The sequence below is a fragment of the Mesorhizobium sp. M0514 genome, assembly GCF_040321145.1.
Classification (GTDB): domain Bacteria; phylum Pseudomonadota; class Alphaproteobacteria; order Rhizobiales; family Rhizobiaceae; genus Mesorhizobium.
In genome coordinates this window covers 15,843-42,450 of sequence record NZ_JAMYQZ010000043.1, presented here as the reverse complement: position 1 = coordinate 42,450, position 26,608 = coordinate 15,843, and the positions used below count along the sequence as shown (strand labels likewise).

At 61.2% G+C, this 26,608-nt stretch carries 25 protein-coding genes, 1 tRNA gene and 1 pseudogene; 6 read left to right on the top strand and 21 right to left on the bottom strand.

All coding sequences use genetic code 11. The annotated features are described in order from the left end of the window. The first annotated feature begins 120 nt into the window (after nucleotides 1-120). Complete coding sequence (locus tag NKI61_RS18670) at nucleotides 121-720, top strand: DUF922 domain-containing protein (RefSeq protein WP_352840246.1); 600 nt, start codon at nucleotides 121-123, stop codon at nucleotides 718-720. Between the two features lie 25 nt (nucleotides 721-745). Here NKI61_RS18670 and NKI61_RS18665 read toward each other — a convergent pair whose 3' ends face one another. The 5 genes from NKI61_RS18665 to NKI61_RS18645 all read right to left on the bottom strand — a co-directional run bounded on the left by NKI61_RS18665 (nucleotide 746) and on the right by NKI61_RS18645 (nucleotide 4,588). Further along, nucleotides 746-1,759, bottom strand: a complete 1,014-nt coding sequence (locus tag NKI61_RS18665) for an endonuclease/exonuclease/phosphatase family protein (protein WP_502899905.1) — start codon at nucleotides 1,757-1,759, stop codon at nucleotides 746-748. 140 nt (nucleotides 1,760-1,899) lie between these two features. Beyond that, nucleotides 1,900-3,360, bottom strand: a complete 1,461-nt coding sequence (locus NKI61_RS18660; RefSeq protein WP_023731828.1) for an AMP nucleosidase — start codon at nucleotides 3,358-3,360, stop codon at nucleotides 1,900-1,902. A 273-nt stretch (nucleotides 3,361-3,633) separates the two neighbouring features. Beyond that, nucleotides 3,634-3,828: a hypothetical protein gene (locus tag NKI61_RS18655; protein WP_023670200.1), complete on the bottom strand. Its 195-nt coding sequence runs from the start codon at nucleotides 3,826-3,828 to the stop codon at nucleotides 3,634-3,636. Nucleotides 3,829-3,867: 39 nt separating this feature from the next. Next, nucleotides 3,868-4,020 carry a hypothetical protein gene (locus tag NKI61_RS18650; RefSeq protein WP_352840245.1) on the bottom strand — a complete coding sequence of 51 codons (153 nt, stop codon included), beginning with the start codon at nucleotides 4,018-4,020 and terminating at the stop codon, nucleotides 3,868-3,870. Nucleotides 4,021-4,246: 226 nt separating this feature from the next. Then, nucleotides 4,247-4,588, bottom strand: coding sequence for a DUF2147 domain-containing protein (locus NKI61_RS18645; protein WP_023687258.1), 342 nt, complete (start codon nucleotides 4,586-4,588; stop codon nucleotides 4,247-4,249). 437 nt (nucleotides 4,589-5,025) lie between these two features. On the opposite strand from NKI61_RS18645, the gene NKI61_RS18640 reads away from it, so the two are divergent. Both NKI61_RS18640 and NKI61_RS18635 read left to right on the top strand, forming a co-directional pair. Then, nucleotides 5,026-5,292: an SEL1-like repeat protein gene (locus tag NKI61_RS18640; RefSeq protein ID WP_006199745.1), complete on the top strand. Its 267-nt coding sequence runs from the start codon at nucleotides 5,026-5,028 to the stop codon at nucleotides 5,290-5,292. Between the two features lie 386 nt (nucleotides 5,293-5,678). Next, the gene (locus tag NKI61_RS18635) at nucleotides 5,679-6,800 is read left to right on the top strand and encodes an ABC transporter substrate-binding protein (RefSeq protein ID WP_023670204.1); all 1,122 of its coding nucleotides are present in this window, start codon (nucleotides 5,679-5,681) and stop codon (nucleotides 6,798-6,800) included. Between the two features lie 61 nt (nucleotides 6,801-6,861). On the opposite strand, the gene NKI61_RS18630 is transcribed toward NKI61_RS18635, so the two are convergent. From NKI61_RS18630 to NKI61_RS18585, 10 genes and pseudogenes are all read right to left on the bottom strand, one after another. Beyond that, nucleotides 6,862-8,823 carry an acetyl/propionyl/methylcrotonyl-CoA carboxylase subunit alpha gene (locus NKI61_RS18630; protein ID WP_352840244.1) on the bottom strand — a complete coding sequence of 654 codons (1,962 nt, stop codon included), beginning with the start codon at nucleotides 8,821-8,823 and terminating at the stop codon, nucleotides 6,862-6,864. Between the two features lie 49 nt (nucleotides 8,824-8,872). After that, nucleotides 8,873-9,250, bottom strand: coding sequence for a hypothetical protein (locus NKI61_RS18625; protein ID WP_023670206.1), 378 nt, complete (start codon nucleotides 9,248-9,250; stop codon nucleotides 8,873-8,875). Between the two features lie 45 nt (nucleotides 9,251-9,295). Beyond that, nucleotides 9,296-9,670 carry a hypothetical protein gene (locus NKI61_RS18620; protein ID WP_023670207.1) on the bottom strand — a complete coding sequence of 125 codons (375 nt, stop codon included), beginning with the start codon at nucleotides 9,668-9,670 and terminating at the stop codon, nucleotides 9,296-9,298. A 120-nt stretch (nucleotides 9,671-9,790) separates the two neighbouring features. Beyond that, nucleotides 9,791-10,320, bottom strand: a pseudogene (locus tag NKI61_RS18615) (O-acetyl-ADP-ribose deacetylase). A gap of 2 nt (nucleotides 10,321-10,322) precedes the next feature. Next, nucleotides 10,323-11,930, bottom strand: coding sequence for a carboxyl transferase domain-containing protein (locus tag NKI61_RS18610; RefSeq protein WP_352840243.1), 1,608 nt, complete (start codon nucleotides 11,928-11,930; stop codon nucleotides 10,323-10,325). A gap of 8 nt (nucleotides 11,931-11,938) precedes the next feature. Beyond that, a complete protein-coding gene (locus NKI61_RS18605) occupies nucleotides 11,939-12,763 on the bottom strand; it encodes a DUF1444 family protein (RefSeq protein ID WP_352840242.1) in 825 nt (274 codons plus the stop codon). A gap of 107 nt (nucleotides 12,764-12,870) precedes the next feature. Continuing rightward, nucleotides 12,871-14,034: an isovaleryl-CoA dehydrogenase gene (locus NKI61_RS18600; protein ID WP_023687268.1), complete on the bottom strand. Its 1,164-nt coding sequence runs from the start codon at nucleotides 14,032-14,034 to the stop codon at nucleotides 12,871-12,873. Beyond that, nucleotides 14,003-14,653, bottom strand: a complete 651-nt coding sequence (locus tag NKI61_RS18595; protein ID WP_352840241.1) for a TetR/AcrR family transcriptional regulator — start codon at nucleotides 14,651-14,653, stop codon at nucleotides 14,003-14,005. The genes NKI61_RS18600 and NKI61_RS18595 overlap by 32 nt, the downstream gene beginning before the upstream one ends. A 69-nt stretch (nucleotides 14,654-14,722) precedes the next feature. After that, nucleotides 14,723-15,007: an acylphosphatase gene (locus NKI61_RS18590; protein WP_352459652.1), complete on the bottom strand. Its 285-nt coding sequence runs from the start codon at nucleotides 15,005-15,007 to the stop codon at nucleotides 14,723-14,725. Nucleotides 15,008-15,163: 156 nt separating this feature from the next. After that, the gene (locus NKI61_RS18585) at nucleotides 15,164-16,276 is read right to left on the bottom strand and encodes a pyridoxal phosphate-dependent aminotransferase (RefSeq protein WP_352840240.1); all 1,113 of its coding nucleotides are present in this window, start codon (nucleotides 16,274-16,276) and stop codon (nucleotides 15,164-15,166) included. Nucleotides 16,277-16,385: 109 nt separating this feature from the next. Between NKI61_RS18585 and NKI61_RS18580 the strand changes: the two genes are divergently transcribed. Next, nucleotides 16,386-18,065 carry a tetratricopeptide repeat-containing sulfotransferase family protein gene (locus tag NKI61_RS18580; RefSeq protein ID WP_023732006.1) on the top strand — a complete coding sequence of 560 codons (1,680 nt, stop codon included), beginning with the start codon at nucleotides 16,386-16,388 and terminating at the stop codon, nucleotides 18,063-18,065. 161 nt (nucleotides 18,066-18,226) lie between these two features. On the opposite strand, the gene NKI61_RS18575 is transcribed toward NKI61_RS18580, so the two are convergent. From NKI61_RS18575 to NKI61_RS18560, 4 genes are all read right to left on the bottom strand, one after another. After that, on the bottom strand, nucleotides 18,227-19,399 hold the full coding sequence (locus tag NKI61_RS18575; protein WP_023732005.1) for a porin: 1,173 nt from the start codon (nucleotides 19,397-19,399) through the stop codon (nucleotides 18,227-18,229). A 122-nt stretch (nucleotides 19,400-19,521) separates the two neighbouring features. Continuing rightward, on the bottom strand, nucleotides 19,522-19,764 hold the full coding sequence (locus NKI61_RS18570; RefSeq protein ID WP_023670218.1) for a GIY-YIG nuclease family protein: 243 nt from the start codon (nucleotides 19,762-19,764) through the stop codon (nucleotides 19,522-19,524). A 268-nt stretch (nucleotides 19,765-20,032) separates the two neighbouring features. Continuing rightward, nucleotides 20,033-20,123 (bottom strand) — tRNA-Ser (locus NKI61_RS18565). After that, nucleotides 20,085-20,264, bottom strand: a complete 180-nt coding sequence (locus NKI61_RS18560; protein ID WP_084014292.1) for a hypothetical protein — start codon at nucleotides 20,262-20,264, stop codon at nucleotides 20,085-20,087. Before NKI61_RS18560 ends, NKI61_RS18565 begins: the two co-directional genes overlap by 39 nt. A 322-nt stretch (nucleotides 20,265-20,586) precedes the next feature. Here NKI61_RS18560 and NKI61_RS18555 point away from each other — a divergent pair, with 322 nt between their 5' ends. Then, nucleotides 20,587-21,762, top strand: a complete 1,176-nt coding sequence (locus NKI61_RS18555) for a porin (protein WP_023738562.1) — start codon at nucleotides 20,587-20,589, stop codon at nucleotides 21,760-21,762. A gap of 240 nt (nucleotides 21,763-22,002) precedes the next feature. Continuing rightward, nucleotides 22,003-23,079 carry a tyrosine-type recombinase/integrase gene (locus NKI61_RS18550; RefSeq protein ID WP_023732003.1) on the top strand — a complete coding sequence of 359 codons (1,077 nt, stop codon included), beginning with the start codon at nucleotides 22,003-22,005 and terminating at the stop codon, nucleotides 23,077-23,079. A gap of 57 nt (nucleotides 23,080-23,136) precedes the next feature. On the opposite strand, the gene NKI61_RS18545 is transcribed toward NKI61_RS18550, so the two are convergent. Continuing rightward, on the bottom strand, nucleotides 23,137-24,039 hold the full coding sequence (locus NKI61_RS18545; RefSeq protein ID WP_352840239.1) for an alpha/beta fold hydrolase: 903 nt from the start codon (nucleotides 24,037-24,039) through the stop codon (nucleotides 23,137-23,139). A gap of 275 nt (nucleotides 24,040-24,314) precedes the next feature. Then, nucleotides 24,315-26,348: a lytic transglycosylase domain-containing protein gene (locus NKI61_RS18540; protein WP_352625979.1), complete on the bottom strand. Its 2,034-nt coding sequence runs from the start codon at nucleotides 26,346-26,348 to the stop codon at nucleotides 24,315-24,317. Between the last annotated feature and the right edge of the window lie 260 nt (nucleotides 26,349-26,608).

Genomic DNA, 26,608 nt, shown 5'->3' with positions numbered 1-26,608 from the left:
AACCAGCAAAAATGGCGGCGATGGCCGGGTTTACCAAGGCATGTAAGGCGCTCGGCGCCAAAGATTGTTGAAACCGTCGTCTGCTTGTGGTCTCATTGCCGCGTCCATGGGGAAAATGGCATGCGCGTGTTGGTCTTGTTTTGCGCCGCCGTCATAAGCGCGGCCTGCGGCGTCGTCGGGACGGCGTCGGCGGGGGTGAAAACCGTCGTCAAGACGCGAACCTATGACATCACCGGCACGACAGGTGCCGGTCTGGTTATCGCCATGAACCGCAGGGGCCCCAAGCACGGTTTCATGACCCACGCCATCGCGCAGACAAGCTACACCGCCGACTGGAGCCTGGACGTGGGTCAGGTCAACGGCGTCTGCCGCCTGCGCCAGGCCAATGGAACGCTCAACATCGCCTACACCTACCCGCGCGTCGCCTCGGCCGTCACGCCGGCGCTGCGCAAACGCTGGAACCGGTTTTTCACAGGCGTTCTCGCTCATGAAGGAACCCATGGCCGTATCGCCGGGCAGATGATGCAGGCTGCCGAGCGGTCGGTTCGCGGCCTGAAATTTGCCAACGATCCGCAATGCAACAAAACGCGCGTCGAAGCCACGCGGCGCTTGCAAGCCACTTCCAAGCTCTATGAGGCAAAACAGATCGCGTTCGACGCGCGCGAGCACAGTGAAGGCGGCCATGTCGAGCGCATCATCGAGGCCTTGGTAGGCTTGTGAAACCGTAAGCCCCGTGGCGTACGATCTAGCCGCCCATGCTGGGCTGGATCAGCGACACAGTCGCGGTAGAATCCTCGTCGACCGGCTTGGTCTCGTCGCGCATCAATGAAAATTCCACCATCACCGGCAGATGGTCGGAGCCGGTCTCTTCCATCTGCGTCGACGACAGGATGGTCACCCCGCCCTTCGAAAACACCTGGTCGATCGGCAGGCCCACATAGCGCCGCAGGAAATCGGGCAGGGTCCGGTGGATCCAGGTCGGTCCGGCCGACGGCATCACGGTCAGTCCGCCGAGCGAGGCAACGCGCCGTACCGCGGCGCTCCACGGCACGGCGTTGCAGTCGCCGGCCATGATCGCCGTCTCGCCGAGCGAGGTGAGCGTCTCGGTCAACTCGCCGATCTGCCAGTATTGTTCCTTCGGCCACGGCCAGCTCAAATGGATCGCCGCGACATCGACCGGAGTGCCGCCGAAATCGACGGTGGCGGCCGCCATCGCGCCGCGCGGTTCGCAATGCGGCTCGGTGCCGGCCGCAAAAGGTCGCCGGGACAAAAGCGCCACGCCCCACACGCCGTCGGGATGGGCGCACAGGATGCGATAGGGATAGGCGTTCTGGATATAGCCGAGTTCGGTCGCCCACATGGCCGATACTTCGTCGAGCGTGATCACGTCCGGGTTGGTCCTGGCGATCAGCGAAAGAACCTTCTTGGGTGTCGGATTGTTGAAACGCAGGTTCATCTGCAGCAGCCGGTAGACCGGTTCGTTGCCGGGCGCGGCGTCATTGGCGGCCTGCACCGGCCACAGGCGCGGCAAGGTGCTCAACGTGCTGGCGAAGGCGGCCACGGCCAGCAGCAGGCCCACGCCCGCCTGCAGGCGAAACGAGGTGGCGAGCAGCGGCAGCGCAATCAGCCCCATCAGCACGGCAAAATGGATGCGGAAATGGGCGAAGGAATCGAAGGCCGGATGCAGTGCGCCAAAGAACCCGGCCACAAGCGCGGCCGAGAGGCCGAGCATTGCCAGGAACGCCATTGAAGCCATCATCTTTCGCACGCGTGCCATCAGACCGGGTTTTGCCCATAGACCGGGTAATACATTGCCGAGGTATCAGGCCTTTATCGGCTGAAATGCGGCCCAATCAAGATGATGAAACGCCTCGCGGCAAACATTTACGGCAAGCCGGTCTACTGAAAGGCCGTCTCCGAAAAGCTTCTCAGCTTGCGCGAATGCAACCGTTCCATCGGCATTTCCGCCAGCTTCTCCATCGCCTTGATGCCGATGGTCAGATGCTGCGCCACTTGCCGCTTGTAGAATTCGGTCGCCATGCCGGGCAGCTTCAACTCGCCATGCAGCGGCTTGTCGGAGACGCAAAGCAGCGTGCCGTAGGGCACGCGGAAGCGGAAGCCATTGGCGGCGATCGTGGCCGATTCCATATCGAGCGCGATGGCGCGCGACTGCGACAGCCGCTGCACCGGTCCGCGCTGGTCGCGCAGTTCCCAGTTGCGGTTGTCGATGGTGGCGACGGTGCCGGTGCGCATGATGCGCTTGAGATCGTAGCCGGAAAGTCCGGTGACTTCGGCGACCGCCTCCTGCAGCGCCACCTGGATCTCGGCCAGCGGCGGTATCGGCACCCACACCGGCAGGTCATCGTCCAGCACATGGTCTTCCCGGACATAGGCATGCGCCAGCACATAGTCGCCCAGCGCCTGAGTGTTGCGCAGGCCGGCGCAATGGCCGAGCATCAGCCATGCATGTGGCCGCAGCACCGCGACATGGTCGGTGATCGTCTTGGCGTTGGACGGGCCGACGCCGATGTTGACCATGGTGATGCCGCCATGGTTCGGCTTCTTCAGATGATAGGCTGGCATCTGAGGCAGGCGCGGCGCCGCCACGCCTTCGCTGGGCGCGTTTTGCCCTGCCTTGGTGATGACATTGCCCGGTTCGACGAATTCGGTATAGCCGTGGCCGCCTTCAGCCATCTGGGCCCGCGCGCGGGCGACGAACTCGTCGATGTAGAACTGGTAGTTGGTGAACAGCACGAAGTTCTGGAAATGCTGCGGGCTGGTCGCCGTGTAGTGCGTCATGCGGTGCAGCGAATAGTCGATGCGCTGCGCCGTGAACGGCGCCAGCGGCCTTGGTTCGCCGAACGCGACCTCGAAGGTGCCGTTGGCGATCTGGTCGTCGGTGCCGTCGAGATCCGGCACGTCGAACAGGTCGCGGATCGGCCGTTTGATGCGGTCGGCGGCGGCGCCATCGACATGGGTTCCTTCAAGGAACGCGAAATGCAGCGGGATCGGCGTGGTCGATTCCGAAACCGTTACCGGCACGCCGTGATTGCGCATGATCAGGCGAAGCTGCTCTACGAGATAGCGTTCGAACAGCACCGGCTGGGTGATGGTGGTCGAGAAATGCCCGGGGGTCGGCATGTGGCCGTAGGCCTGGCGCGAGTCGATCTGGGTGAACGAATTGGTGGTGACGCCGATCTCCGGGTAGAAGGCGCGGTAGCGCTTGCTTTCGTCGCCGCCGGCGGCAAGCGTGGCAAAGGAGTCGCGCAGAAACTTGGTGTTGCGGTCGTAGAGCACCTGCAAGGCGGCCACGGCCTTTTTCGCGTCGTCAAAGCTCTGCTTGCCGAAAGGCTCCGGCATGACGACCAATTCGATAGCTTGTGGGTAGATTCGCTTTTCCATGGCTCAATATAGAGACTTGAGGCCGCACTTGGGAGGGGAGGGTGGCCGCCAAGTGGTCGATTTATTCGTCCACGCCCAAGGTGTGCTGAGATTCAGGTAAGGCTGAGCCGGAGTCGAGGACGGGCGCGAAGCGACCAAACTGGTTGGCTTCGAGAACCGGAGCGGAGCGTACTCGAAGCATGTGAGCACCAAGGCCGCCACTTGCAGGCCGGCACCACCTTAATACCGGCATTAGCCGCGCTGCAGACTGACCAGCAAGACAAAGCCGACGCCATGCTTCTTCGTCGCCGGCGCGTCGATCGTCGTGTCGGCATTGGCCCGCATCATCGGCATGGCCAGGACCGGCGCCGACAGCACGACCAGAACGAGCGCCGCCCGCGGCAGGAGCCGAAGGGTCTGGAGGGCGTTGATGGCGATGCGGTTCATGGCTTTTGCTTTTCTGTTTGGATCTATGTCTTTGTCGTCTCAGGGGCGAAAATGGTTCATGCAATCGAATTGGCAGGAACTGGCTGCATCCCAGGAACGGGCAGAGCGGCCGGCTTCGGCCACGAGGATGGCGAAGAGCATCCCGAACAGGCTCATCAACAGGCAGACGATGGTGAAGCGGCGAGCGAGCATTTGCGTAGTGTCTCCTTGAACACGCCATCAAAATGCCCTGATGCGACTGAACCGGCGCTGATGCCGACGTTCATCTGCGGTTCAAAGTGATTGACGAGGTCTTAGAGAGAGCGTCGGTTCGGGTTTGCGCCGCCGCAAACGGCACGGTCGTCGCTATGGCGCGGACCGTCCTGCAAAAGAAAACGGGGCCTGTGAAGGCCCCGTTGGTCAACTCAAAGCAGCAAGATCAGAGCTTGTGCCAGGTCTGGCTCTTGCAGATCAGCCCGCCGAGCACGCAGCCGCTCATTTTGAGCGAGGTGCCCGACAGTGTTGCCTTGCCCGAATAGGTCTTGTCGTTTGCCGGATCGGTGATGTTGCCGGCATATTTGTTGGCCCCGGCCGCCTTGAGCGAACCGATGGTCTTCCCGGCATATTTGCCGGTCTTCAGGGTGATGGAGAATGAACCGCTGCCGCCGATAACTGCTGTGTCGCCGGCTTGTGTCTTCCAATTGCCTTCGATCGGATCGGCCCAAGCCGCACCAGCCATCATCACGGCGGCCGCCAGGGCCAAGCTCACTTTGCGAAACATATCTGTCCTCCCTGGTTTAGATGGGGCAGCCGCCTCTCTGCCCCTTACGCAAACGTAAGCTAATCCAGCTCCCGGCAAAACAAAAGCGTGCCGCGACGGAAGGTTTCGCAATTTTCATGCGGGGTCGGGAGAGTGCAGCCCGTGGAAATGAAACGATCGAGGCGTTGGCTTTGGTTCGCGTGGTTAGCAGAGTGTTGATCGGCGCCTTGCAAATTTTCGTCAAATCGGTCGAGAAACGGCGGGATTGCTGACTTTGTATCCTTAACGAATTTCCGCGTTTACCTCTTGTTTTAGCTTTGTTTTCTCCAAATTAAGCACGCCATTTAACGACGGATTCAAGGCTCGGCCTCATTCTCGGAAGCATCGAAAGAGCGGCTCCCCAGGGAACACCGGGGGACAGAAGAGGCCCGCTCTCGGGAGCCAGACAGGGGAATAAAATGGCACGTTTTGAAATGCTTGAAGCCGGCTTCGGCGCCATGGGGGCAACTGCCCAGGCCGACATTCTTTTCGAACTGGGCATGATGTATGCGACCGGCCGCGATTGCGAGACCGATGTCGTTGCCGCCCACAAATGGTTCAACATCGCCGCCATCAAGGGCTCGGTCCGCGCCGCGGAACTGCGCTCGGAACTGTCGGCCGCAATGTCCAAGGTCGAGATCGCCAAGGCGCTGCGCGAAGCCCGCGAATGGATGACGATGCACTGAGATCGCGAGCAGATTATCGCAGGCAGATTATCGAAAGCAGGGAAGCCCCGGGATCAAGACCGCAAAGACGGTCGGAACCGGTGAAACGACAAGGCCGCGACAAGACGGCCGACCATGAAAGAACAAGAACGCGGCAGGCCGGCACGGTCCAGTCGTGCACAATGGGGACGGCGGGCAGGTTTTCGTGGCGCGGGGGCGCATGGGGACTGCTACGAGCAAAAAGCCACGACCGGCCGGAACAGGCTGGCGTGGCTTTTTGCGTTGATGAGGCCCAATCGAGCGGCGCCGATGCGCCTAGACAGGCCCAATGAAGGATGAAATTGTCCCGCCTTCGGAAAGAAGCGCGGCCAGAGCGGCTGCGCGAGTGTGGGAGGAGTTCTATCACCATGAAAAAAATGGGTATTTTGAGCGCGGCCGTATTTGGCCTGATGATGAGCGCGCCGGTTGCCTTTGCCGATGACATCACCATTTCGGTGGTCGGCCCGATGACCGGACAGCTCGCCACGATCGGCGATCAGTTCAAGCAGGGCGCAACGGCAGCCGCCGATGCGATCAACGCCGCCGGCGGTGTCAACGGCTCGATGATCAAGCTCGACATCGAGGACGACCAGTGCGATCCCAAGCAGGCGGTTTCGGTGGCCAACCGGATCGTTGCCAACAGCGTCAAGTTTATTGACGGCCATGCCTGTTCAGGTTCGAGCATCCCGGCTTCCGCCGTCTACGCCGAGGCCGGCGCGCTGATGATGAGCCCGGCCTCTTCAAATCCCGAGCTGACCGATGCCGCCGCCAAGGCCGGCTGGCCGACGATCATGCGTCTCTATACGCGTGACGACGCGCAGGGCGCCTTCATCGGCCCGTGGATCGCCAAGAAATATGCCGGCAAGAATGTCGTTATCCTGCATGACAAGAGCGCCTACGGTCAGGGCGTTGCCGATGCGGTGAAGGCGACGATGAATGCCGGTGGCCTCAAGGAGATCGACTATGAAGGCATCAATGCCGGCGAGAAGGATTATTCGGCTCTCGTCACCAAGCTGAAGGACCTCAAGGCCGACGTCGTCTATTTCGGCGGCTATCACCCGGAAGCCGGGCTTATCCTGCGTCAGTCGGCCGAGCAGAGCGTTAAGTTCCAGCTGATCATGCCGGACTCGATCGCCTCGCCGGAATTCTGGCAGGTCGCCGGCCCCGCCGGTGAAGGCACCCTGTTCGTCTTCCCGTCGGACCCGCAGGCCAAGCCGGAAGCCAAGGAGGCCATCGCCAAGATCAAGGCGGGCGGCTTCGTGCCGGAAGGCTTTACGCTGTTCTCCTACGCCGTCGTTCAGGCGTTTGCAGAGGGCGTCAAGCGCGCCGGAACGGACGATCCGGTCAAGGTAGCCGAAGCGCTGAAGAACGGCACGCCGTTCAGCACCGTGGTCGGCGACGTGACCTTCGACGAGAAGGGCGATCTGAAGAACGCCAGCTACGACATCAACCAGTGGCATGACGGCAAATACGCGCCGATCGCGCAGTAATCGTCCGCGTACTCACGGAAATGGCCGGGCTTGTCCCGGCCATTTTTCGTTCAAGCCTCGGCTATGCAGCCTCGTCAACGAAGCGCACCAGCACCGTTCCGTCAGTGACCTGCGCGCCCTCGGTGGCGATCTCGGCGATCACGCCGTCATGGCGGGCTGCGATCGTGTGCTCCATCTTCATCGCTTCCAGGATCAACAGCGGCTGGCCCTTGATCACCCTTTCGCCCTTTGCCGCGCGCACCAGCTTGACCATGCCCGGCATCGGCGCGCGCAGGCTGCCGGAAGCGGCGGCCGCCTCGTCGGTTCGCGCCAGCGGATCCGGGACGAGGAAACTGTAGCCGACCGCGCCTTCGAACACCGTGACGTGACCGGGCCAGCGGGCAAGGCGAGGGGCGGCGCGAAGATCATGCGAATTGACGCTGTCATAGGGCGCGTCCAGCGCCACCTCGAAGCGCCCGTCCGGCCGCACTGAAACACGCGCCAGTATATCGTCCTCGCCATGGCGCAGGCGCGTGCGGCGCGCAATGCTGTGGAAATGCGCATAGCCGGCAAGCGACGACCACGGATCGTTCGACGGCGGCAAAGCACTGGCGCCCGCCGCGGCAAGGGCCGCCGCGGCAACGATCTCGCTGCTCGGCGGGGCCACCGCGGTCAGCGCTTCCTGATGCCTGCCGATCAGGCCGGTATCGACATCACCGGCGGAAAAATCGGCGTCCGCGGCAAGTGCCGCGAGAAACGCGGTGTTGACGGTCGAGCCGGCAATCTCGGTCTGCGACAACGCAGTGCCGAGCGCGTCGAGCGCCGCCTGCCTGTCCTTGGCGTGGACGACCAGCTTGGCGATCATCGGATCGTAGAAGGGCGAGATCGCGTCGCCGGCCCGCACGCCGGTTTCAATGCGCATCGTGGCGCCTTCGGGAGCTTTGTCGGGAAATCTCAGGTGGTGCAGCGTGCCGGTCGCCGGCAGAAACCCTTTCGCCGCGTCCTCGGCATAGATGCGCGCCTCGAAGGCGTGGCCGGAAAGCGTGATTTCGCTCTGCGTCTTCGGCAGCTTTTCGCCGGCGGCTACGCGCAACTGCCATTCGACGAGGTCGGTGCCGGTGACCATTTCGGTGACGGGATGCTCGACCTGCAGGCGGGTGTTCATTTCCATGAACCAGAAACGGTCGGCCTTCAGCCCTTGCGAGGCATCCACGATGAATTCGATGGTGCCGGCGCCCGAATAGCTGATCGCCTTGGCGGCCTTGACCGCCGCTTCCGTCATCGCCTTGCGCAGCGCCGGCGTCATGCCGGGCGCCGGCGCTTCCTCGATCACCTTCTGGTGGCGGCGCTGCGCCGAGCAGTCGCGCTCATAGAGATGCACGGCATTGCCAAAATTGTCACCGAACACCTGGACCTCGATGTGGCGCGGCTTGTCGACATATTTTTCGACCAGCACGCGGTCGTCGCCGAACGCGGCCTTGGCCTCGCGCCGTGCGCCTGACAGCGCTTCCGAAAAATCTTCGGGATGTTCGACGCGGCGCATGCCCTTGCCGCCGCCGCCTGCGCGCGCCTTGATCAGCACGGGATAGCCGATCTCACGCGCCTTGGACGCCAGCAGCACGATCTCCTGCGCCTCGCCATGATAGCCCGGCACCACCGGCACGCCGGCCTTTTCCATCAGCCGCTTGGCCGCATCCTTCAGCCCCATGGCGCGGATCGAGGCGGCCGACGGGCCGATGAATGTGAGCCCCGCCGCCACCATCTGGTCGACGAAATCGGGGTTTTCCGAGAGGAAGCCGTAGCCGGGGTGGATTGCTTCGGCGCCGGTCGCCAGCGCCGCCGCAACAATCCTGTCGCCGCGCAGATAGCTTTCGCCGACCGGCGAGGAACCGATATGCACTGCCTCGTCGGCCATTTCGACATGCAGGGCCTTGGCATCGGCGTCGGAATAGACGGCGACGGTGCGCACACCGAGCCTGCGTGCGGTGCGGATCACACGGCAGGCGATCTCGCCGCGATTGGCGATCAGGATCTTGGCGAACATGGAGCCTCCCGGGTTTGTCTCGGGCGGCGCCGGTCTGGCAGGAATGAGCCTATTTCGAAGCCGCGATTTTGCAGCCGCCGCTCGCGATCTGAACCTTCCACTTTTTCAGGCCAACCTGACAGCTTCGCAACGCCAACTCTTCCGCGGCCTTCTGAGATGGCGCGTTCAGCCGCGCACCGCAGATGATGTAAAGATCGTCGACGCGCGAGTAGAATGTGGTCGCGTAGGCCGAGTGGCCACTCGCCGCGACATAGGCGTTGTACGACTTCGTGCAGGGCTCCTTTGGATTCAGTGACAACGGAGGCCAGAATCGGGTGTCTCCCTTGCTGCCCGCCAGCGATCCAGCCGCCCCGATACCGGGTGCCGTAAATACGAGCAGGCCGGCAAGCATCGATACAGTAATTCGTTTGATGCGTGTCGATTTCATCTTGCGCCGCCCATTTGAAAAATGCCCAAGCCGATGCTTGTCGGCCTACTTCGATGCCGCAACTTCGCAGCCAGCCCCTGTAATGACCTTGTAGTGGCTGCGGGCGGACTCGCAGGATTTCATCGCCCGTTCTTCGGCAGCCTTCTGTGACGGTGCATTCAAGCCCGAGCCGCAGATGATGTACAACGAACGGATCCGGGCATAGGGCGTGGTCGCATAGGCCGAATGGCCGCCGGCGGCCACATAGGCGTTGTAAGCCATGGTGCACTGGTCTTTCGGGCTTTTCGGCAAATACGGATAGAAATGGATGTCGCCTTTGCTTCCCGCCAGCGATGCCGCGGCGCCAACGCCGGGTACCGCAAATATAAGCAAGACTGCAAGTACCGACGCAGTCGTTTTTCCCGAATATTTCGGCCTCATCTTTACCCCATCCCCGTTGCCCAATGTGGGATGAACAATAGCGTCTATTCTCCAGTGCCGCCAGCCTGCTCACTGAAAATTGCTTTTGCGTAGGTGGAGGAACCATCTTATCCATGCAGACTAGCATCCTCCAATGGCAGCAACGGCTTGTCGGTATAGTTGAGCTATTGGCTCGTCGAAGCAGCAGAAAATAACTGTTTCGGGCGTTGAGTTCTGTCCGACGAAGGTACCTGCGATGCCAACGGCGATCTGCGTCGCCTCATTTTCGGATAGCGGTACATGCCGGTGGAGATCGCCCGAAATGCCACGGTCCGGCAATCCCTGGCGGCGGCGATTTCGAGCGATCGGATATAGCAGGAGGCGAGCAGTCCGGCTTCGCCTTTGCCGCCGCCTTGCCAGACAGGTCCGACCGTGTGGATGATGTAACGTGCCGGCAGGTGATAGCCCTTGGTAAGCTTTGCTTCGCCGACATTGCAGCCGTTCAGCATCCGGCATTCGAATTCGAGCTCCGGGCCGGTGGCGCGGTGAATGGCGCCGTCGACGCCGCCGCCGCCCAGCAGCGAGGAATTGGCGGCATTGACGATGGCATCGACCGCAAGCCTGGTGATGTCGCCGGTGTGGACATGTATCCGTTGGCCGAGCTTGCTCATCACTACATCCTGAACACGCCGAACTTCGTTTCCTCGATGTCGGCGTTGAGCGCGGCCGACAGGCTGAGCGCCAGCACCTCGCGCGTTTTCGCCGGGTCGATGATGCCGTCGTCCCATAGCCGCGCCGAGGAGTAGAGCGGATGGCCCTCATGCTCGTATTTCATCAGGATCGGCTTTTTGAATTTCGCTTCCTCCTCAGTGCTCCATTCACCACCCTTGCGCTCGATGCCCTCGCGCTTGACCACCGCCAGCACGGTCGCCGCCTGTTCGCCGCCCATCACCGAAATGCGCGCATTCGGCCACATCCACAGGAACCGCGGCGAGTAGGCGCGTCCGCACATGCCGTAATTGCCGGCACCGAACGACCCGCCGATGATCATCGTCACCTTCGGCACCTTGGCGGTGGCAACCGCCATCACCAGCTTGGCGCCGTCCTTGGCGATGCCGCCGGCCTCGTATTTTCGCCCGACCATGAAGCCGGTGATGTTCTGCAGGAAGATCAGCGGGATCTTGCGCTGGCAGCACAGCTCGATGAAATGCGCGCCCTTCACAGCACTTTCGGAAAAAAGCACGCCATTGTTGGCGATGATGCCGACCGGCATGCCCTGAAGATGGGCAAAGCCGGTGACCAGCGTGGTGCCGTAATTCTGCTTGAACTCGTCGAACTCGGAGCCGTCGACGACGCGCGCGATCACCTCGCGCACATCATAGGGCTGGCGCAGATCCGTCGGCACGATGCCGTAGAGTTCATGCGCGTCATGAAGCGGCGGCATGGGTTTCTGTAAGGTCAGGCTTACAGTCTTGCGCCGGTTGAGATTTTTGACGATGCGCCGGCAGATGGCCAGCGCATGTTCGTCGTCCAGCGCATAGTGGTCGGCGACACCGGACAGCCTGGTGTGCACGTCGGCGCCGCCAAGCTCCTCGGCGCTGACATCTTCACCCGTAGCCGCCTTCACCAGAGGCGGGCCGCCGAGAAAAATGGTCGCCTGGTTGCGCACCATGATCGTCTCGTCCGACATTGCCGGCACATAGGCGCCGCCCGCAGTACATGAGCCCATGACGCAGGCGATCTGCGGAATGCCGGCCGCCGACATGTTGGCCTGGTTGTAGAAGATGCGGCCGAAATGCTCGCGATCGGGAAACACCTCGTCCTGATTAGGCAGGTTGGCGCCGCCGCTGTCGACCAGATAGACGCAAGGCAGATTGTTTTGCAGCGCGATCTCCTGTGCGCGCAAATGCTTCTTCACCGTGAGCGGATAATAGGTGCCGCCCTTCACCGTGGCGTCATTGACCACGACCATCACCTCGGTGCCTTCGACACGGCCGACGCCGGCGACGAGGCCGGCCGAGGAAATCTCCTCGCCATACATGGACCATGCCGCGAACTGGCCGATCTCGAGGAAAGGCGAGCCGGTGTCGAGCAACTGCGCCAGCCGCTCGCGCGGCAACAGCTTGCCGCGCGAAACATGACGCTCGCGCGCCTCCTCCGAGCCACCGCGCTCGACGGTTGCCGCCTTGTCCGCAATGTCGGCAACCAGCGCCCGCATGCGCTCGGCATTGGCGAGGTAGGTTTCGGAGGAGGGCGAGATCTGGGTCTGGAGTACGGCCATTTCGAGCTCTACATCTGGGCTAGGAGTTTGCCGTTGCGGCGTTCGAAAATTTTATCGGATAGCAGATTGAAGCCATCCTCGAACGTGACGTCGATCATCTGTCTGGCCGCGCTTTGGGCCTGCGGATTGCTCGCATCGAAGATGAACAATTGATCCCGGCGCGGCAGCGCAAATAAAACATCGCCGGGAAACTGTGCTTTGATCGACAGCCAGAACTCGTCGAGCAGCACAAGGCTCGTGGAGAGCATCGTATTGCCGTCGACGTAATAGAGATAAAATGTGCCAATCTGGCCGTCGGAGACAATTTTCGGCAGCCATTTCTTCACATTGCCTAGTGCGACATCGCGCAAATCCGAAAGCGCCCGGCCGGGGAAGTCCTTCGGAGCAACAGGTGAGACTGAATCGGGAAGGTCGGCCGTGTATACGACCGCAATTTCACCAACCAGCGGTTCGCACAATAAATCCAAACCCATCGATTTGAGGTGCTCGACATACTGCTGGGTCCGTATCACCGCGATCAGACTTTCTTCACTCGCCCTAGGTCGTATTTCGGCGAGGCCTCGGACAAGCCTGCGTATGGCCGCATCGGCGTCTTCGTCGGGGTATGAGTTCAAGTGCCCGAACACGTTTGTGACGTCTGCCGTCACTTCTGCGCCATCGAGTTTTGCACCGATTTTTGCAGGATCCGATGGGTCTGCGACAGCGCTATCGACACCCGGCTGCCGTTTGAATTCGGCAATTACGAGCTCTCTGAATTCCGCCATATTAGAAAAGCGACGCTTCTGAGCCTTCGCGCGCCCGAGAAAGCCAGCGATTGTGGAAAACAAGGCCATCGCAAATATCCCCCGCCTTGTGACTGGATGCCCCGATGACGTAACCATCTATCGCCCTACTTGTCTCTCGATACCCGCAAAACTACAGCCTGCCATCTTGGCAGGTACTAAACCCCTTCCGCCATGATCTCGCGCCCGATCAGCCAGCGGCGGATTTCGCTGGTCCCGGCGCCGATCTCGTAGAGCTTGGCGTCGCGCAACAGCCGGCCGGTCGGATACTCGTTGGTATAGCCGTTGCCGCCAAGCAGCTGGATGGCGTCGAGCGCCATCAGCGTCGCTTTTTCGGCGGCAAACAGCACGCAGCCAGCGGCATCCTTGCGTGTCGTCAGGCCGCGATCGCAGGCAGCCGCGACAGCATAAACGTAAGCGCGCGCGGCGTTCATCGTCGAATACATGTCGGCAAGTTTGCCCTGTACCAGCTGGAACTCGCCGATCGGCTGGCCGAACTGCTTGCGCTCATGCACATAGGGGATCGCCACGTCGAGACAGGCCGCCATGAGCCCGAGCGGTCCGCCGGCGAGCACGGTGCGCTCGTAGTCGAGGCCCGACATCAGGACCTCGACGCCGCGGCCCTCCTCATGCAGCACATTGTCATAGGGCACCTCGACATTGTCGAACACCAGTTCGCCGGTGTTGGAGCCGCGCATGCCGAGCTTGTCGAGCTTTGGCGATGCCGAGAAGCCGGCCATCGTCTTTTCGACGATGAAGGCGGTGATGCCGTGCGATTTCCGCTCCGGATCGGTCTTGGCGTAGACCACCAGCGTTTCGGCGTCGGGGCCGTTGGTGATCCACATTTTCGAGCCGTTGAGCACATAGCGGTCGTTGCGCTTTTCGGCGCGCAGTTTGAGCGAGACGACGTCGGAGCCGGCGCCCGATTCCGACATGGCCAGCGCACCTGCCCTTTCGCCCGAGCACAATGCCGGCAGGAATTTCTCCTTCTGCGCCGGCGTCGCCCAGCGGTTGATTTGGTTGACGCAGAGGTTCGAATGGGCGCCGTAGGAGAGACCAACCGAGGCCGAGGCGCGCGAAATCTCTTCCACCGCAATGACGTGGGCAAGATAGCCCATGCCGCTGCCGCCGAAATCGGGATCGGCGGTGATGCCGAGAAGGCCGAGCGCGCCGAGCTCTTTCCACAGATGCGTGGGGAATTGATTGCTGCGGTCGATCTCGGCAGCGATCGGCGCTATTTTCTCCTGGGCAAAGCGGCGCACCAGATCGCGCAGCGCCTCGATGTCCTCGTCATGCCCGAAGCTGAGTGTGTTCGTGTACATGCCGCTCCCTCCCGGAACTATCGTCTATGTTCGCGCCAACTAGGCGCATTGTCATTGAAAGATATGTCGCCGTGACTTCAGCCATCGACAGCCGCTCGCCCGGCCGGAACCAGACGATGACGCCGGTCATCATCTGGATCAGGGCCATGGCAGTGAGCCCGGTGTCATCGACACTGAAGGCGCCGGCCTCCGCGCCGTCGCGCAGGATGGCGCGCAACTCCTTCTCATAGGCGGTGCGCATGCGCAGTATCTGCGTCAGCCGGTCATGCGACAGGCTGCGCAATTCCATGTTCGAGACATGGGTTGAGTGGCGGCGCTCGATGTGGAAAGCGATGTGGTTTTCGACATAGGCGGCAAGCCGCGTTGCCGGATCGGCAGCGTCGGGGCGTGCGGCGTCCCACGCTTCGATCAGCCCTCCCATATGTTCGCGCATCAGCGTGAACAGCAGGTCTTCCTTGGTCGGAAAATAGCGGTAGAGCGCGGCGGCCTGGACGCCGACCTCGGCGGCAAGCTGCCGCATCGACATTGCCTCGTAGCCGAAGCGGGCGATCAGGCTGACCGCAGCCTCCCGGACGGCCGCTTCAGTTTTTTCGCCGTCGGATCCCGTTGTGCGTGCCATGAACGTCTCCCGATACCTAGTAATAAAACGAACGTTCAATTAATTCAAGCGGCAATAAAGTGGTTCCGTCTAGACGATGATCCGAAAGTCGATGGGCGCGTCGAGGAGTTCGAATTCCTCGGTCTCGACCTTCGAAACCGAAGCTCCCCTTGGTCCTTGCCGGAGCTGTTCGATCATTGTGGAAACCGCAGCATCGGCACCGGCAATCCAGGCCGTCACGGTGCCGTCTCGTTCATTGCGTACCCAACCTACGAGGCCAAGCCCTGTCGCTTCGCCTCGCGCCCACATCCGGTAGCCGACGCCTTGCACCTTGCCATGCACACGCGCCTGCACTGCCCTTTGCCGGTCATCCATCGTTGCCTCCCATGCACAGAAACTGGCGCGGAATCGGACGAAAGCAACAGGCTTGAGTGTCGGATTGCTGCTGGATCGACGGAGTCGGGGTCGCGGCTGATTCTGTTTTGGCCTTGGCGGCCTCGGCAGGCTCTGTTGCGATGGCAATCGGCGGGGCTAGTTTCCCCGCGCCGCGGCGAGTGCGCCGGGCAGTTCCTCGGCAAAGATGTCGAGTTCATGATCGAGGCCGACGCTGACCCGGATGCAACGTTCGAGCCTTGGCGCCATCGGTTTGCGAATGAAAACGTCGCGCGACAAAAGGTTTTGCAGCACTTTCAGCGCGAAGGCGCCGTCCTGGCCGCAGTCGATGGTGACGAAATTGGTCGCCGATGGCAGCGGCTTCAGCCCGTTCGTCTCCGCAATCCCGGCTATACGTGTGCGGCCGGCAGCGACTCGCGCCACCACGCTGTGCAGCCAGTCCTGGTCGGCCAGCGCCTCGACGCCGGCGATCTGCGCCATGCGGCTGACGCCGTAATGGTTGCGGATCTTCTCGAAGTCACGGATCACCTCGGCTTCCGCCACCGCATAGCCGCAGCGTATGCCGGCCAGCCCGTATGCCTTGGAGAAGGTGCGCATGCGGATGACATTGGGTCGCGCGACATCGATCGGCGGCAGCGCCGAGGCCGGCCCCAATTCGCCATAGGCCTCGTCGAGCACCAGCATGGTGGTTTCCGGCAAAGCTTCGACGAAGCGGGTGATATCTCCTGCTTCCCACCAGCTGCCCATCGGATTGTCCGGATTGGAGAGATAGACCAGCGACGCCTTCTCCTTGATGACTGCCTTGAGCAGGCCGTCCAGGCTTTCCTTGTCGTTCTCGTAAGGCATCGTGACCAGCCGGCCGCCGACGCCGGCAATGTGGAAGTTGAAGGTCGGATAGGCGCCGAGCGAGGTGACCACTGCGTCGCCGGGCGCGACATACATGCGCGCCACCAGGCTGAGCAGCCCGTCTATGCCTTCGCCGACCACGACGTTTTCGGCGCCGACGCCGAGATGGCGGGCCGCAGCCTGCTTCAGATCGTAATTGTCGGGATCGCAATACATCCACTGGTCACGCGCGACGCGCTCCATGCGCTCGATAACGCGCGGCGAAGGCCCGAAGCTGCTTTCATTGGCGCCGATGCGGGCGCGAAAAGCACGTCCGCGCTCGCGCTCCTGCGCTTCCGGTCCGACAAACGGCACCGTCGAGGGAAGCGCGCCGACAAGCGGCGTGAGGGCAGGGCGCTGGCGCATGGCAAAGGCTCACGAGAAAATGGGCCTTCTTGCTAGCGTGGAGGCATGTTGGGCGCAAGATGACAATGCCGCACTGGATTTCGCCGATCCGTTTTGCTAGCGAGATAGAATGAGCAACCGATTGCCGCCCGCTTGGGCCAAGCACCTTAAAACCCAACCAGCACCGAAGGGCGCACCGCCGAAGGTTGGGCAACCGAAACTTCAGCCCGCAATGGCGGCTCCGTCTCGCGCTCAGGCCAATGATATGTTGTTGAGGCAGGCGCTCGAGTTCCAGCAACAGAATCGATTGCCTGAGGCGGAAGAACTCTGTCATCGCGTTCTGGCGAGAACGCCCGAACATCCACTGGCCCTCTACGTACTAGGTACGCTGGGCATCGGGTACGACGACGAGAAGGTCCTGCGGTATTTTGGTCGGGCGATCGCGCAGGAGCCTCTAAATCCCTACTACCACCTTAGCCTCGGTCAAGCCTATTTGAGGCTCAGCGAGTTTACGCCGGCGATCAAACACATTCAGCACGCACTGGCTTTGAAGCCGGATCTTGTGGAAGCGCTTTGCGCCTTGGGTGATGCATACAATTCGTTTGACAAGGGGGAAATGGCGCTGCCTCTCTACGAGAAGGCGCTCAGGGTCGATCGGGATCATCCCGCAGCCCGGTTAGGGTTGCCTCGCGCGCTGGCAAGTCTCGGCCGTATGGACGAAGCCGCGACTCATCTGAAAGAGGCAATAGAACGACGCATTGCGATACCTGCTGCCTACAACGCGCTTGTACGCACGCGCAAATTCGCCGAAGAGCCGCCAGAACTTGAGGCGATCCTGACGGAACTTCAAGACCCCCACCACGGATCGGAAGGGGCGCCGGCGCTTCATCACGCCGCCGGAAAACTGCTCAACGACCTCCGCCGCTACAAGGAGGCGATGGATCACTTCAAAAAAGGAAATCAGGCCGGCGGCCAGAGATTCGATCTGCAATCCTACCGTCGCTGGGTCGACGCCCTGATCGAAACCTTTACACCGGAACTGGTGGCTTCAAGGTCTGCTCGCGGTAATACCTCGGAGGTCCCTGTGTTCGTGGTCGGTATGCCCCGCTCGGGCACAACACTGACTGAGCAGATCTGCGCCAGCCACCCCGCTGTTCATGGCGCTGGAGAGTTAACCAAGCTTAGACGCATATCGAATGGGATCGATCTTGGGTATGGTTCCGACGTAAACCCCAGGGAAGCGCTCGCATTGATGACGCCTGAGTTGTCGACGATGCTGGCTGCGGAGCACGTTGCCTACCTGCGCGAGCGAGCGCCCGATGCGCTTCGAATTGTCGACAAGATGCCGCATAATTTCGAGTTGGTCGGCCTGATTGGCATTCTTTTTCCCAATGCGCGTGTCATTCATTGTCGCCGCGACGCCATCGACAACTGCATCTCTTGCTTTGTCCTGCAGTTCAGTACGGCGCATAGCTATAGCGCCGATCTTGAGACGCTGGGACTTTACTACAGGGAGTACGATCGCCTGATGCGGCATTGGGACAAGATTTTCCCGGGCCGTATCTTTGAAAACCGGTACGAGACGTTGATTGAAAATCAAGAGAAGCAGTCGCGCCGGCTCATAGATTATCTCGGACTGCCTTGGCACGATGCCTGCTTGCGCTTTTTTGACAGGGGGGGCTCTGTAAACACCTACAGCGATTGGCAGGTCCGCCAGCCTATCTATACGTCGTCCGTCAAGCGGTGGAAGAACTACGAAAGCGAGATCCAGCCGCTGATTGAGGCCCTCGGCGATTTGGCTCATATCTGATCTGAATCTGGAATCCAGACATCATGAGCACACCGCGTCGCCTTTCCGGCAATCTGGGCAGCCGTTGAGAAGGTCGACACCTGCAACGTCTGAAAAAGGCGCGACGGACCAAAAAACCCGGCGGCGCCCGCCGGGTTCGATTTTGAGCCAGGCTCTGCCTGTTAGAACGAGCGCTGGAAGCGCAGCAGGCCGCCAATGCTGCTCTTCTTGTCGGCGTTGGTGAAGTTGGAGAAATTGGCGTCGTCGAACTTGCCTGCATTGAGGTAGTCGACTTCGGCCGTGACCGTGAAGCCGGGAACAACGTCGTAGGCGATGTTGGCGGCAACACCGAGATTCTTCCATTCGTCATACGAGACCTGGGCATTGAACGAGGTCTTCTCGTTGATGGTGTAGGTGCCGCCACCCCAGAATGCCCAATTACCGCCCCACTGCTTGTAGAAGCCGCGGCCGCCGGCGTCGATCGCATAGCTCGAGTCCGTCAAATTGTCGTCGGTGCCGTAGCCGCCCATGATGAACAGCGACAGGTTCTGCATCGGGGTGACGTCCAAACGCACCTTGCCGGCGACTTCTTCATAGTTGCTGTCGTACGCGACGACGCCGGTGATGGCGCCCCAGCCCTGCGTGTACTTCAGACCGCCGACGACATGCGGAACGTAGCTGTCGATCGTGTCGAAGCCCGAGCCCTCTTCGAGAGAGACGACAGCCGAGAAGCCGTTGCCCGCATCGAAGTAGTACTGGACCACGTTGGTATCGAAATCGCCGTAGGGAACGAGCGTATCCTGAAGGACGTTGCCGGCGTAGCCGATGAACGTGTCGAAGGCCGATTCGTCCTTACCGACGCGCAGGCCACCGAGCTGGATCCAGGCGAAGTTCAGCGAAACGTTCTTGTTGCCGGCAGGGTTGGAGTTGAACTCGTCTGCTTCCGTTGCCGGATCGTCTGCCGACGGGTAGCCGTTGCGGTTGCCGAAGTTGAAGCGGGTCTCGGTGTAGGTCTTCAAGGTGCCGAGTTCGGTTTCCTGGCCGGTCCAGGTCTTCAGCGTGAAACGGGCGTTCTTGTAGAAGGTATCCTGCTCGTCGCCATCCTTATGGTCGAAGGACCTCGCACCGTCGAACGAGCCGACGTCGCCGGCGCCGATGTCGTAACGGACATAGCCGCCGATGCGCAGGCAGGTTTCGGTGCCGGGAATGTAGAAGTAGCCCGAGCCGTAAACGTCGCAAATCTTGACGTATTCAGCCGGTTCCGGCTCGGCGACGACGACGGCGTCGGCGGCGCGCGCACCGGAAACTGCGATCAAGGCCGCAGCGGAGCCGAGAAGAAGGCTCTTAATGTTCATTTTCTGACCTCCAGTCAGAATCGAACAAGATAGTCAAGCCGGCGACAAGCGTTTTCGCTGTAATCAATTGTTATTGTTGAAGTTATTGAAAAGATGGACCTTTGCGGCAGGTGATGCGGCCATCACCACAGGCGCTTGTTGGCGAAAGCATGCCCTGAACCGGATTTGAGATAGCGCTCGAATGAAGCTGCCTTGGCCTGGTTCGAAAAGGCCATATAGGTGACGATCCGCCACGGCAGAAACTTGGATGTATGGCTGGATTTCCCCGCATTGTGCTCGACAAGCCGCCGTTTCAGGTCCGTCGTTATGCCGATATAGCGTTCGCCTTCCGCAGCCGTACTCTCCAGAAGATACACATACCACATGAGCTGCTCTCCTTTGCCGGGGCTTCGGAGGGCATCCTCTCCGCCATCCTGCTTCGCGCTGAGGTGGGCTTGTCCTGCGAAGCTCGAAGAGCGAAGCAGGACTGCCAATCGAATTTGCAAGGGATTCTCTGGGCTTACGCTGTGCGGCACGTAGCACACCACACGGTCCGGCCCTCCTACGCCAAGGCTTCGGAGGGCATCCTCTCCGCCATCCTGCTTCGCGCTGAGGGTTGGGCTTGTCCTGCGAAGCTCGAAGAGCGAAGCAGGATGGCGGAGAGGATGGGATTCGAACCCACGAGAAGCTTTTGACCTCTACTCCCTTAGCAGGGGAGCGCCTTCGACCACTCGGCCACCTCTCCGTTGCGCCGCTGGATAGAGAAAAGCGCCGGCACAATCAACAAGCCGGCGCGATAATCGTTGAAAAATCCGCATTCGGCCGCAGCGCCGCCTTTTGCATGCGGCGATTCTGCGGCGGTTCCTGGCTGGCGAGTCGGCGACATGGCCGCAATTCTGGCCGGCCATCGCCAGATTCGGCCGCATTGCGCGGCGCTGGAAAAGGCTTGCGGGCCCTTCGATAGTTAATGAGAGCTTTCTGACTGAGGCCAAATCGTGTCATTTGTGCAACAACGCATGGGGATAGCGCCCGCATAGCCCTTTCGCCGGTACGATCGTGGTTGAACGCCGCCGCCTCATGGGTAATGTCGATTTCGAAGGAGCGGCGCGGTGCGCATCTTTTTCGGTAGTGGGGATGGGGCAGGGAACGCTGTCCTTCAGCAAAGAATACCCAGACCCGTTTTTTAACTTTTGACTGGAGGTCAGAAAATGAACATTAAGAGCCTTCTTCTCGGCTCCGCTGCGGCCTTGATCGCAGTTTCCGGTGCGCGCGCCGCCGACGCCGTCGTCGTCGCTGAGCCGGAACCGGCTGAATACGTCAAGATCTGCGACGTTTACGGCTCGGGCTATTTCTACATCCCCGGCACCGAAACCTGCCTGCGCATCGGCGGCTATATCCGTTACGACATCAGTGGTGGCGACGTCGGCTCGTTCGACGGTGCGAGGACCCGTGATGTAGAGGATGGCGGCGAGAACGACACCTGGCGCAAGAAGGCCCGCTTCGCGCTGAAGACCTGGACCGGCCAGGAAACCGAACTCGGCACCTTGAAGACCTACACCGAGACCCGTTTCAACTTCCAGAATGGCAATCGCTATGCCACCCTATATGGCAACCCTGCTGGCAACACCGGTGCTTCGCTGAACTTCGCCTGGATCCAGCTTGGTGGCCTGCGCGTCGGTAAGGACGAATCGGCCTTCAATACGTTCATCGGCTATGCCGGCAACGTCATCCAGGATACGCTCGTTCCCTATGGCGATTTCGACACCAACGTCATCCAGTACTACTTCGATGCGGGCAACGGCTTCTCGGCCGTCCTCTCGCTTGAAGAAGGCTCGGGCGGGGGCGTATTTGGGCGCTACGGCGCAGGCACCATCGACAGCTACGTTCCGCATGTTGTAGGCGGTCTGAAGTACACGCAGGGCTGGGGCGCCATCACCGGCGTCATCGCTTACGACAGCAACTATGAAGAAGTCGCCGGCAAGGTTCGTTTGGACATCACCCCGATGCAGAACCTGTCGCTGTTCATCATGGGCGGCTATGGCACCGACGACAATCTGACGGATCAGTCCTATGTCTTCAATGCTGGTGGCCGCGGCTTCTACAAGCAGTGGGATGGCAACTGGGCGGTCTGGGGTGGTGGCACCTACACCATCAACGAGAAGACCTCATTCAACGTCCAGGTCTCGTATGACGAAGGTGAGAACCTCGGCATCGCAGCGAACATCGCCTACGATGTGGTTCCCGGCTTCACTGTCACGGCCGAGGTCGACTACCTCAATGCGGGCAGTTTGGATGACGATGCCTTTGGCGCGAATCACAACTGGACCAATGCTGACGACGAGAGCCAGATTGGCGGTATGCTCCGCTTCCAGCGCTCGTTCTAAGGGCTGGCTTTAAACAAATGAATACCAGCCCGGGCGTTTCAACGCCCGGGCTGTTTTGTTTCGCGACTGGGTCAAGACAAGCAGAAGGAACAGGGGGAATCGGCAGCTGAACAGTCCGTAGGGTGAGTTCGTGGGATCCGCTGATGGGCGGATGAATTCACAACTGCGTGATTAAATCTCTTGAAAGGACGCTTCCAAGCGGGTAGGTCTGACTCTATCCACTCGGGGGTGTGGCAATTTATGACCATCGACGCGATACAAGAGGGTGACCCCTCCGAACATTTCTCAATGTTCTCTTCTCAAAATGCTAAGATAAAATACAGCTACAACAAGATCAGAGAAGTAAAGTCGCACCGGGTCGGAGAGCTTTTTTCAGCGTACCGAGACATACTCTGGGATGACGGGCGACATAAATACAATGTCAGCTCCTTCATCGGCGAAATAGACGAGATTCTCCTCGGAGAACGGTTCAGCGCCTTTGACCAGGGCACCCTTGATAATCTTATCGGCACCTTGCGCCAGCGCGGCAACAGCAACGCAACCATCAATCGAAAGATGGCTGCCCTCAGCAAACTGCTGCGCAAGGCTTACAAGATGGGGGATATCCACAGCCTGCCCGAGTTCCGCCGCCAGAAGGAGCGGGCGGGACGGATTCGTTTCCTCGAAAGGGACGAAGAAGCAAGGCTGTTTGCCGCCATCAGGACCCGCAGCGAAGATGCCTACCGTCTCTCGGTCTTTCTTGTCGACAGCGGCTGCCGCCTCGGCGAGGCGCTCGGACTGATCTGGAACGACATCCAGGAACACCGCGTCTCGTTCTGGATCACCAAATCCGGCCGCAGCCGCACCATCCCGATGACCGAGCGGGTCAAGGAGGTCATCAAACTGCCTCCGTCAGTGGGCCGCCGGCCCAAGGGCCCGTTCACCAAACTTAGCCAGGCGCAGTTTCGCGCCATCTGGAACGATGCCAAGGCCGAAGTCGGCCTCGGCGCCGACGACCAGGTGGTGCCGCATATCTTGCGTCACACCTGTGCCTCACGTCTGGTCCAGGGCGGCATCGACATCCGCCGCGTGCAGATGTGGCTCGGCCACCAGACGCTTTCGATGACCATGCGCTATGCGCATCTGGCCACCAACGATCTCGACGGCTGCGTTGTCGTGCTGGAAACGCCCCGCGGCGAGGGGTTATCCGGCGATGGAAAAAACTCCGCCTTCGCATCGCCGCTGACCACGGCCTCAGTGCCGGCACCTGCCCAAAAGAGCAAAGCGGCAGCTGCGAAGGCACCCAAGACGCCCCGGAAAAGCTCGAAAGCCAAATAGTTACCCAAGGCTTTCATATACTGCCATGGCAACCCCAGGATCATATGATCTTGGGGTTTACTTATCCTGGGCCGTATTTAGTACTCCATCCAGGAAGGCCGCGATAGCGCCCGGCAGGTTGCCTGTCTCCAGGAAGGGGGCATGGCCTTGGCCCTCGACGGTGGTCGCTTCCATGCCGGGATGACGCTTTTGCATCTCGTCGAGTGTGTCGGCCGACAAGAGTTTCGAGTTGGCGCCGCGAATGGCAAGCAAAGGTATCGCCGCCAGCGCCTCGAACTGTGGCCACAGATCCGGCAACGGCTTGCTGAGGTCGAGGCCCGCCACCGTCTCGACCAGTTGGGGGTCGAAATCCGGCAACAGGAGGCCTTCGTCCGTCTCGCGGTAGAGGGCCGACACCATCCGCTCCCAATCCGCCGCGGTCAGAGCGGGAAAATCCGCTCCGTGCGCGACGCGTTGCGCATCGATCGCCTCATGGCGGCTCTTCGGTTTCGGTGCCGGGTCGAGATAGGTTTGGATATGGGCCAGCCCCGCGGCCTCGATCACGGGTCCGATGTCGTTCAGCACTATGGCTTTCAGTATGGCTGGCCGCAGCGCGCCGAGCACGTGGATGATCAGTCCGCCACGCGATGTGCCGATGAAGGCCGCTTCCTCGACGTCCAGGGCAGCCAGCCCGGCGAGGACATCGCCGGCTTCGATGCCGACATTGTAGTGGCCGATATCAGGATCGTAAGCGGACTGGCCGCGGCCACGGTAGTCGAAGGCGATGACCTTGCGCGGATTGTCGGTTCGCTGCGACAGATAAAGCGCCAGCTCATGGAAATCGCGCGCGTTGCGGGTCAGGCCGGGCAGGCAAACGACCTGCCAGTCTGCCGAATTGGTCTCGGCATAGACGCGGGCGTGAAGCTTGAGCCCGTCCGGCGCGGTGTAGAAAAAGTCGGAGAAGCCGTCGGTGCTCGACATATTAAAAGGACTCCCTGTCCGGATTGTCTCCGTCTGCTACAGGCGAGGGTGGGAGCGGTCAAATCGAGGGTTGTCGGCAAGCTGACACTCTTGGAAATGCCAGACATCTCCCCCACGAGGGGGGAGATTGGCGGTTCAGGCGCTACGCCCTTCCTTCGACGTTGGAGATCGGCGAAATCGGCAATGACAGCTGATCTCCCCACTCGTGGGGGAGATGGCCGGCAAGGGTGCGCGAAGGATCGCCAACGTCTGCCCGTGGCGACAGCTCTGCGGCCTCAGCCTCTTCCGTTCACCAAATCCCCAACGATATCGTACTTCCCCGAAATGCGCATCTTGTAGACCTCGTAATTCTCCATCACGCGCTGCACGTAACTTCTTGTTTCGGTGTAGGGAATTCGCTCGATCCAGTCGACGACGGCGTCGATGCCCTTGCCGCGCGGGTCGCCGTACTTGGCTACCCATTGGCTGGCGCGGTTAGGGCCGGCATTGTAGCCGGCGAAGGTCAGCACATAGGAGCCGCCGAAGCGGTCGAGCTGCTCGCCAAGGAAGGCAGCCCCCAGCGTCGCATTGTAACCGGCATCGCTGGTCAGCCGATCCTGGGAAAAGCTCAGTCCTGCCTTCTTCGCCAACTGCTTGGCGGTGCCCGGCATCAGCTGCAGCAGGCCGCGCGCGCCGGCGCTGGAGACGGCGCCGACATTGAATTCGCTTTCCTGGCGGGCGATCGCATAGGCCAGCGCCTTGCCCGAGCCGGATATGTCGGCGGTGTCGGGAATGACGCCCAGCGGATGCGACAGCGCGCCGACATCGATGCCGCGCGCGCCGGCGATCTTGCCGATCTTCAGCGCCATGAAATGATTGCCCTGCTTTTCCGCCAGCACCGCAAGCAGCGCCAGCTCGCCGGGGCTGGTCAACTGCCCGGCGAGGTCGCGGTAAAGCGTCTCGGCATAGCGGTCGTAGCCCGCCTCCTGCAGTCGCTTGATGGCGCTGACGGCTTCGCGGCCGTCAAAGCTTTGGCGGTCGGCAGTGCTTGGCTCGGGATAGACGATGTTCAGCGTGCGCAAGCCAACCCGTTCCGCCGCCAACTGCCCGTAGAAAGTGGTGCCATAGGCTGCCGCCTTGGTGAAATAATCCTTCGCATTGCCGGGACCGCCGACTTCCGCCGCGCGGCCAAGCCAGTAATAGGCGCGTGACAGCGACATCGGTCCCTGCGCGAGATCGGCGATGCGGGCAAAATGGGTCGAGGCCGTCGCAGGATCGTTGAGGCCGCGCAACGCATACCAGCCGGCGTGGAATTCGGCCTCGGCGGCGCTGGCGGGGCTTTCGGCGGCATGCGCGGCAACGATCTTGTAGGCGGTCTTCCAGTCGCCCTGGTCGACCAGTGCGCGCGACAGCACGCGGCGCTCGACCCACCAGGCATCGGGATCGACCAGCGCGTCGCGGCTCGTTGGCGCTTTCATCATCACCGCGGCGGCGTCCGCAAACTTCCGCTGCTTGCGCAGATATTCGGCTTGCGCGAAGAAATAGCCGGCCGATTGCTGCGCGGCAGGCACCGCTTTCAACAGCTTGGCCGCGTTCTTGTCGCCACGCGAGGCGGCGGCCCAGGCATCGGCCAGCGGTTGCCCGCCGGCAAGTGCTGCGACCCGCAGTGCCGAATTCTCCCGGTCGGCATAAAACATCCGTTCCATGCGGAAACGATGGTCGGCAGCCGGAATGATGGCGCCAAACTCCTTGCTGACGGCCGCCTCGTCCCTGGCTTCCAGCTTCTCGGTGCGCCAGAATGGCGACAGCACGGAAAGCGCAGCCTTGGTGTTGCCAAGAGCTACATAAGAACGGGCAAGGATGACCACGCCTTGAAAGGTCAGCGGCTGGCTGCCGTCAAAGGCTTTCACCACGGTCTGCGGCGAGGGGTTTTCGCGATAAAGCGCGCGCTCGCTGTTCTTGCGCAGAGCGATGGTGCCCGGCCAATTCGGCAACATCTTTGCGGTATCGGCAATCTCGCTGCTCGGCACACGGTCGCCGCCATAGAGCGCGATCGCCCAGGCCAGGATATGGCGGTCCAGCGAACTGGCCGGCAATGTTTCGCGCACCGCTCGTGCCGCGGCGATATCGCCGGTCGCCAACGCGTCGAGACTGCCTTTCAACACGGCGATATTGGCGGAGGGCGCATCGGTCTGCGCTCCATCTTGCATGTCAGGCATCGGGATCGATGAGGTCGTCTGCTCGTCGACGCTCTCGTTTGCCGCCGTTCCCACTATCAGCAGGGCAACGGCGCCAAGCAATATGAAGCGGAGTGGCCGACTGGCCGGCATGATCCTGATCTTTCCCTGTTGCGGCACTTTAGATGGCAAGCCCAGGTGCCCGAGAGCCTAGACTTAGGTCGTGAAGAGCTCGTAAACAAAGGGTTATCGAGGCCGTTCGAATTGCGCTTGCTGGCACCATCGGCATGCTTGCCGCGCAACAGTGTCGAGACTATGGTGCGCGGCTTCGCTTTCGGCTAGAAGGCGCCCGATGCATGTCGCCCAAAAGCGGGAACCGGTTTTGGGACGATGACACGCATAAACAAACAAGT

Excerpts from the sequence above, each read along its gene's own strand:
- NKI61_RS18670 (WP_352840246.1), top strand. The coding sequence starts at position 121 with ATGCGCGTGTTGGTCTTGTTTTGCGCCGCCGTCATAAGCGCGGCCTGC.
- NKI61_RS18665 (WP_502899905.1), bottom strand. The coding sequence starts at position 1,759 with ATGATGGCTTCAATGGCGTTCCTGGCAATGCTCGGCCTCTCGGCCGCG.
- NKI61_RS18660 (WP_023731828.1), bottom strand. The coding sequence starts at position 3,360 with ATGCCGGAGCCTTTCGGCAAGCAGAGCTTTGACGACGCGAAAAAGGCC.
- NKI61_RS18655 (WP_023670200.1), bottom strand. The coding sequence starts at position 3,828 with ATGAACCGCATCGCCATCAACGCCCTCCAGACCCTTCGGCTCCTGCCG.
- NKI61_RS18650 (WP_352840245.1), bottom strand. The coding sequence starts at position 4,020 with ATGCTCGCTCGCCGCTTCACCATCGTCTGCCTGTTGATGAGCCTGTTC.
- NKI61_RS18645 (WP_023687258.1), bottom strand. The coding sequence starts at position 4,588 with ATGTTTCGCAAAGTGAGCTTGGCCCTGGCGGCCGCCGTGATGATGGCT.
- NKI61_RS18640 (WP_006199745.1), top strand. The coding sequence starts at position 5,026 with ATGGCACGTTTTGAAATGCTTGAAGCCGGCTTCGGCGCCATGGGGGCA.
- NKI61_RS18635 (WP_023670204.1), top strand. The coding sequence starts at position 5,679 with ATGAAAAAAATGGGTATTTTGAGCGCGGCCGTATTTGGCCTGATGATG.
- NKI61_RS18630 (WP_352840244.1), bottom strand. The coding sequence starts at position 8,823 with ATGTTCGCCAAGATCCTGATCGCCAATCGCGGCGAGATCGCCTGCCGT.
- NKI61_RS18625 (WP_023670206.1), bottom strand. The coding sequence starts at position 9,250 with ATGAAATCGACACGCATCAAACGAATTACTGTATCGATGCTTGCCGGC.
- NKI61_RS18620 (WP_023670207.1), bottom strand. The coding sequence starts at position 9,670 with ATGAGGCCGAAATATTCGGGAAAAACGACTGCGTCGGTACTTGCAGTC.
- NKI61_RS18610 (WP_352840243.1), bottom strand. The coding sequence starts at position 11,930 with ATGGCCGTACTCCAGACCCAGATCTCGCCCTCCTCCGAAACCTACCTC.
- NKI61_RS18605 (WP_352840242.1), bottom strand. The coding sequence starts at position 12,763 with ATGGCCTTGTTTTCCACAATCGCTGGCTTTCTCGGGCGCGCGAAGGCT.
- NKI61_RS18600 (WP_023687268.1), bottom strand. The coding sequence starts at position 14,034 with ATGTACACGAACACACTCAGCTTCGGGCATGACGAGGACATCGAGGCG.
- NKI61_RS18595 (WP_352840241.1), bottom strand. The coding sequence starts at position 14,653 with ATGGCACGCACAACGGGATCCGACGGCGAAAAAACTGAAGCGGCCGTC.
- NKI61_RS18590 (WP_352459652.1), bottom strand. The coding sequence starts at position 15,007 with ATGGATGACCGGCAAAGGGCAGTGCAGGCGCGTGTGCATGGCAAGGTG.
- NKI61_RS18585 (WP_352840240.1), bottom strand. The coding sequence starts at position 16,276 with ATGCGCCAGCGCCCTGCCCTCACGCCGCTTGTCGGCGCGCTTCCCTCG.
- NKI61_RS18580 (WP_023732006.1), top strand. The coding sequence starts at position 16,386 with ATGAGCAACCGATTGCCGCCCGCTTGGGCCAAGCACCTTAAAACCCAA.
- NKI61_RS18575 (WP_023732005.1), bottom strand. The coding sequence starts at position 19,399 with ATGAACATTAAGAGCCTTCTTCTCGGCTCCGCTGCGGCCTTGATCGCA.
- NKI61_RS18570 (WP_023670218.1), bottom strand. The coding sequence starts at position 19,764 with ATGTGGTATGTGTATCTTCTGGAGAGTACGGCTGCGGAAGGCGAACGC.
- NKI61_RS18560 (WP_084014292.1), bottom strand. The coding sequence starts at position 20,264 with ATGTCGCCGACTCGCCAGCCAGGAACCGCCGCAGAATCGCCGCATGCA.
- NKI61_RS18555 (WP_023738562.1), top strand. The coding sequence starts at position 20,587 with ATGAACATTAAGAGCCTTCTTCTCGGCTCCGCTGCGGCCTTGATCGCA.
- NKI61_RS18550 (WP_023732003.1), top strand. The coding sequence starts at position 22,003 with ATGACCATCGACGCGATACAAGAGGGTGACCCCTCCGAACATTTCTCA.
- NKI61_RS18545 (WP_352840239.1), bottom strand. The coding sequence starts at position 24,039 with ATGTCGAGCACCGACGGCTTCTCCGACTTTTTCTACACCGCGCCGGAC.
- NKI61_RS18540 (WP_352625979.1), bottom strand. The coding sequence starts at position 26,348 with ATGCCGGCCAGTCGGCCACTCCGCTTCATATTGCTTGGCGCCGTTGCC.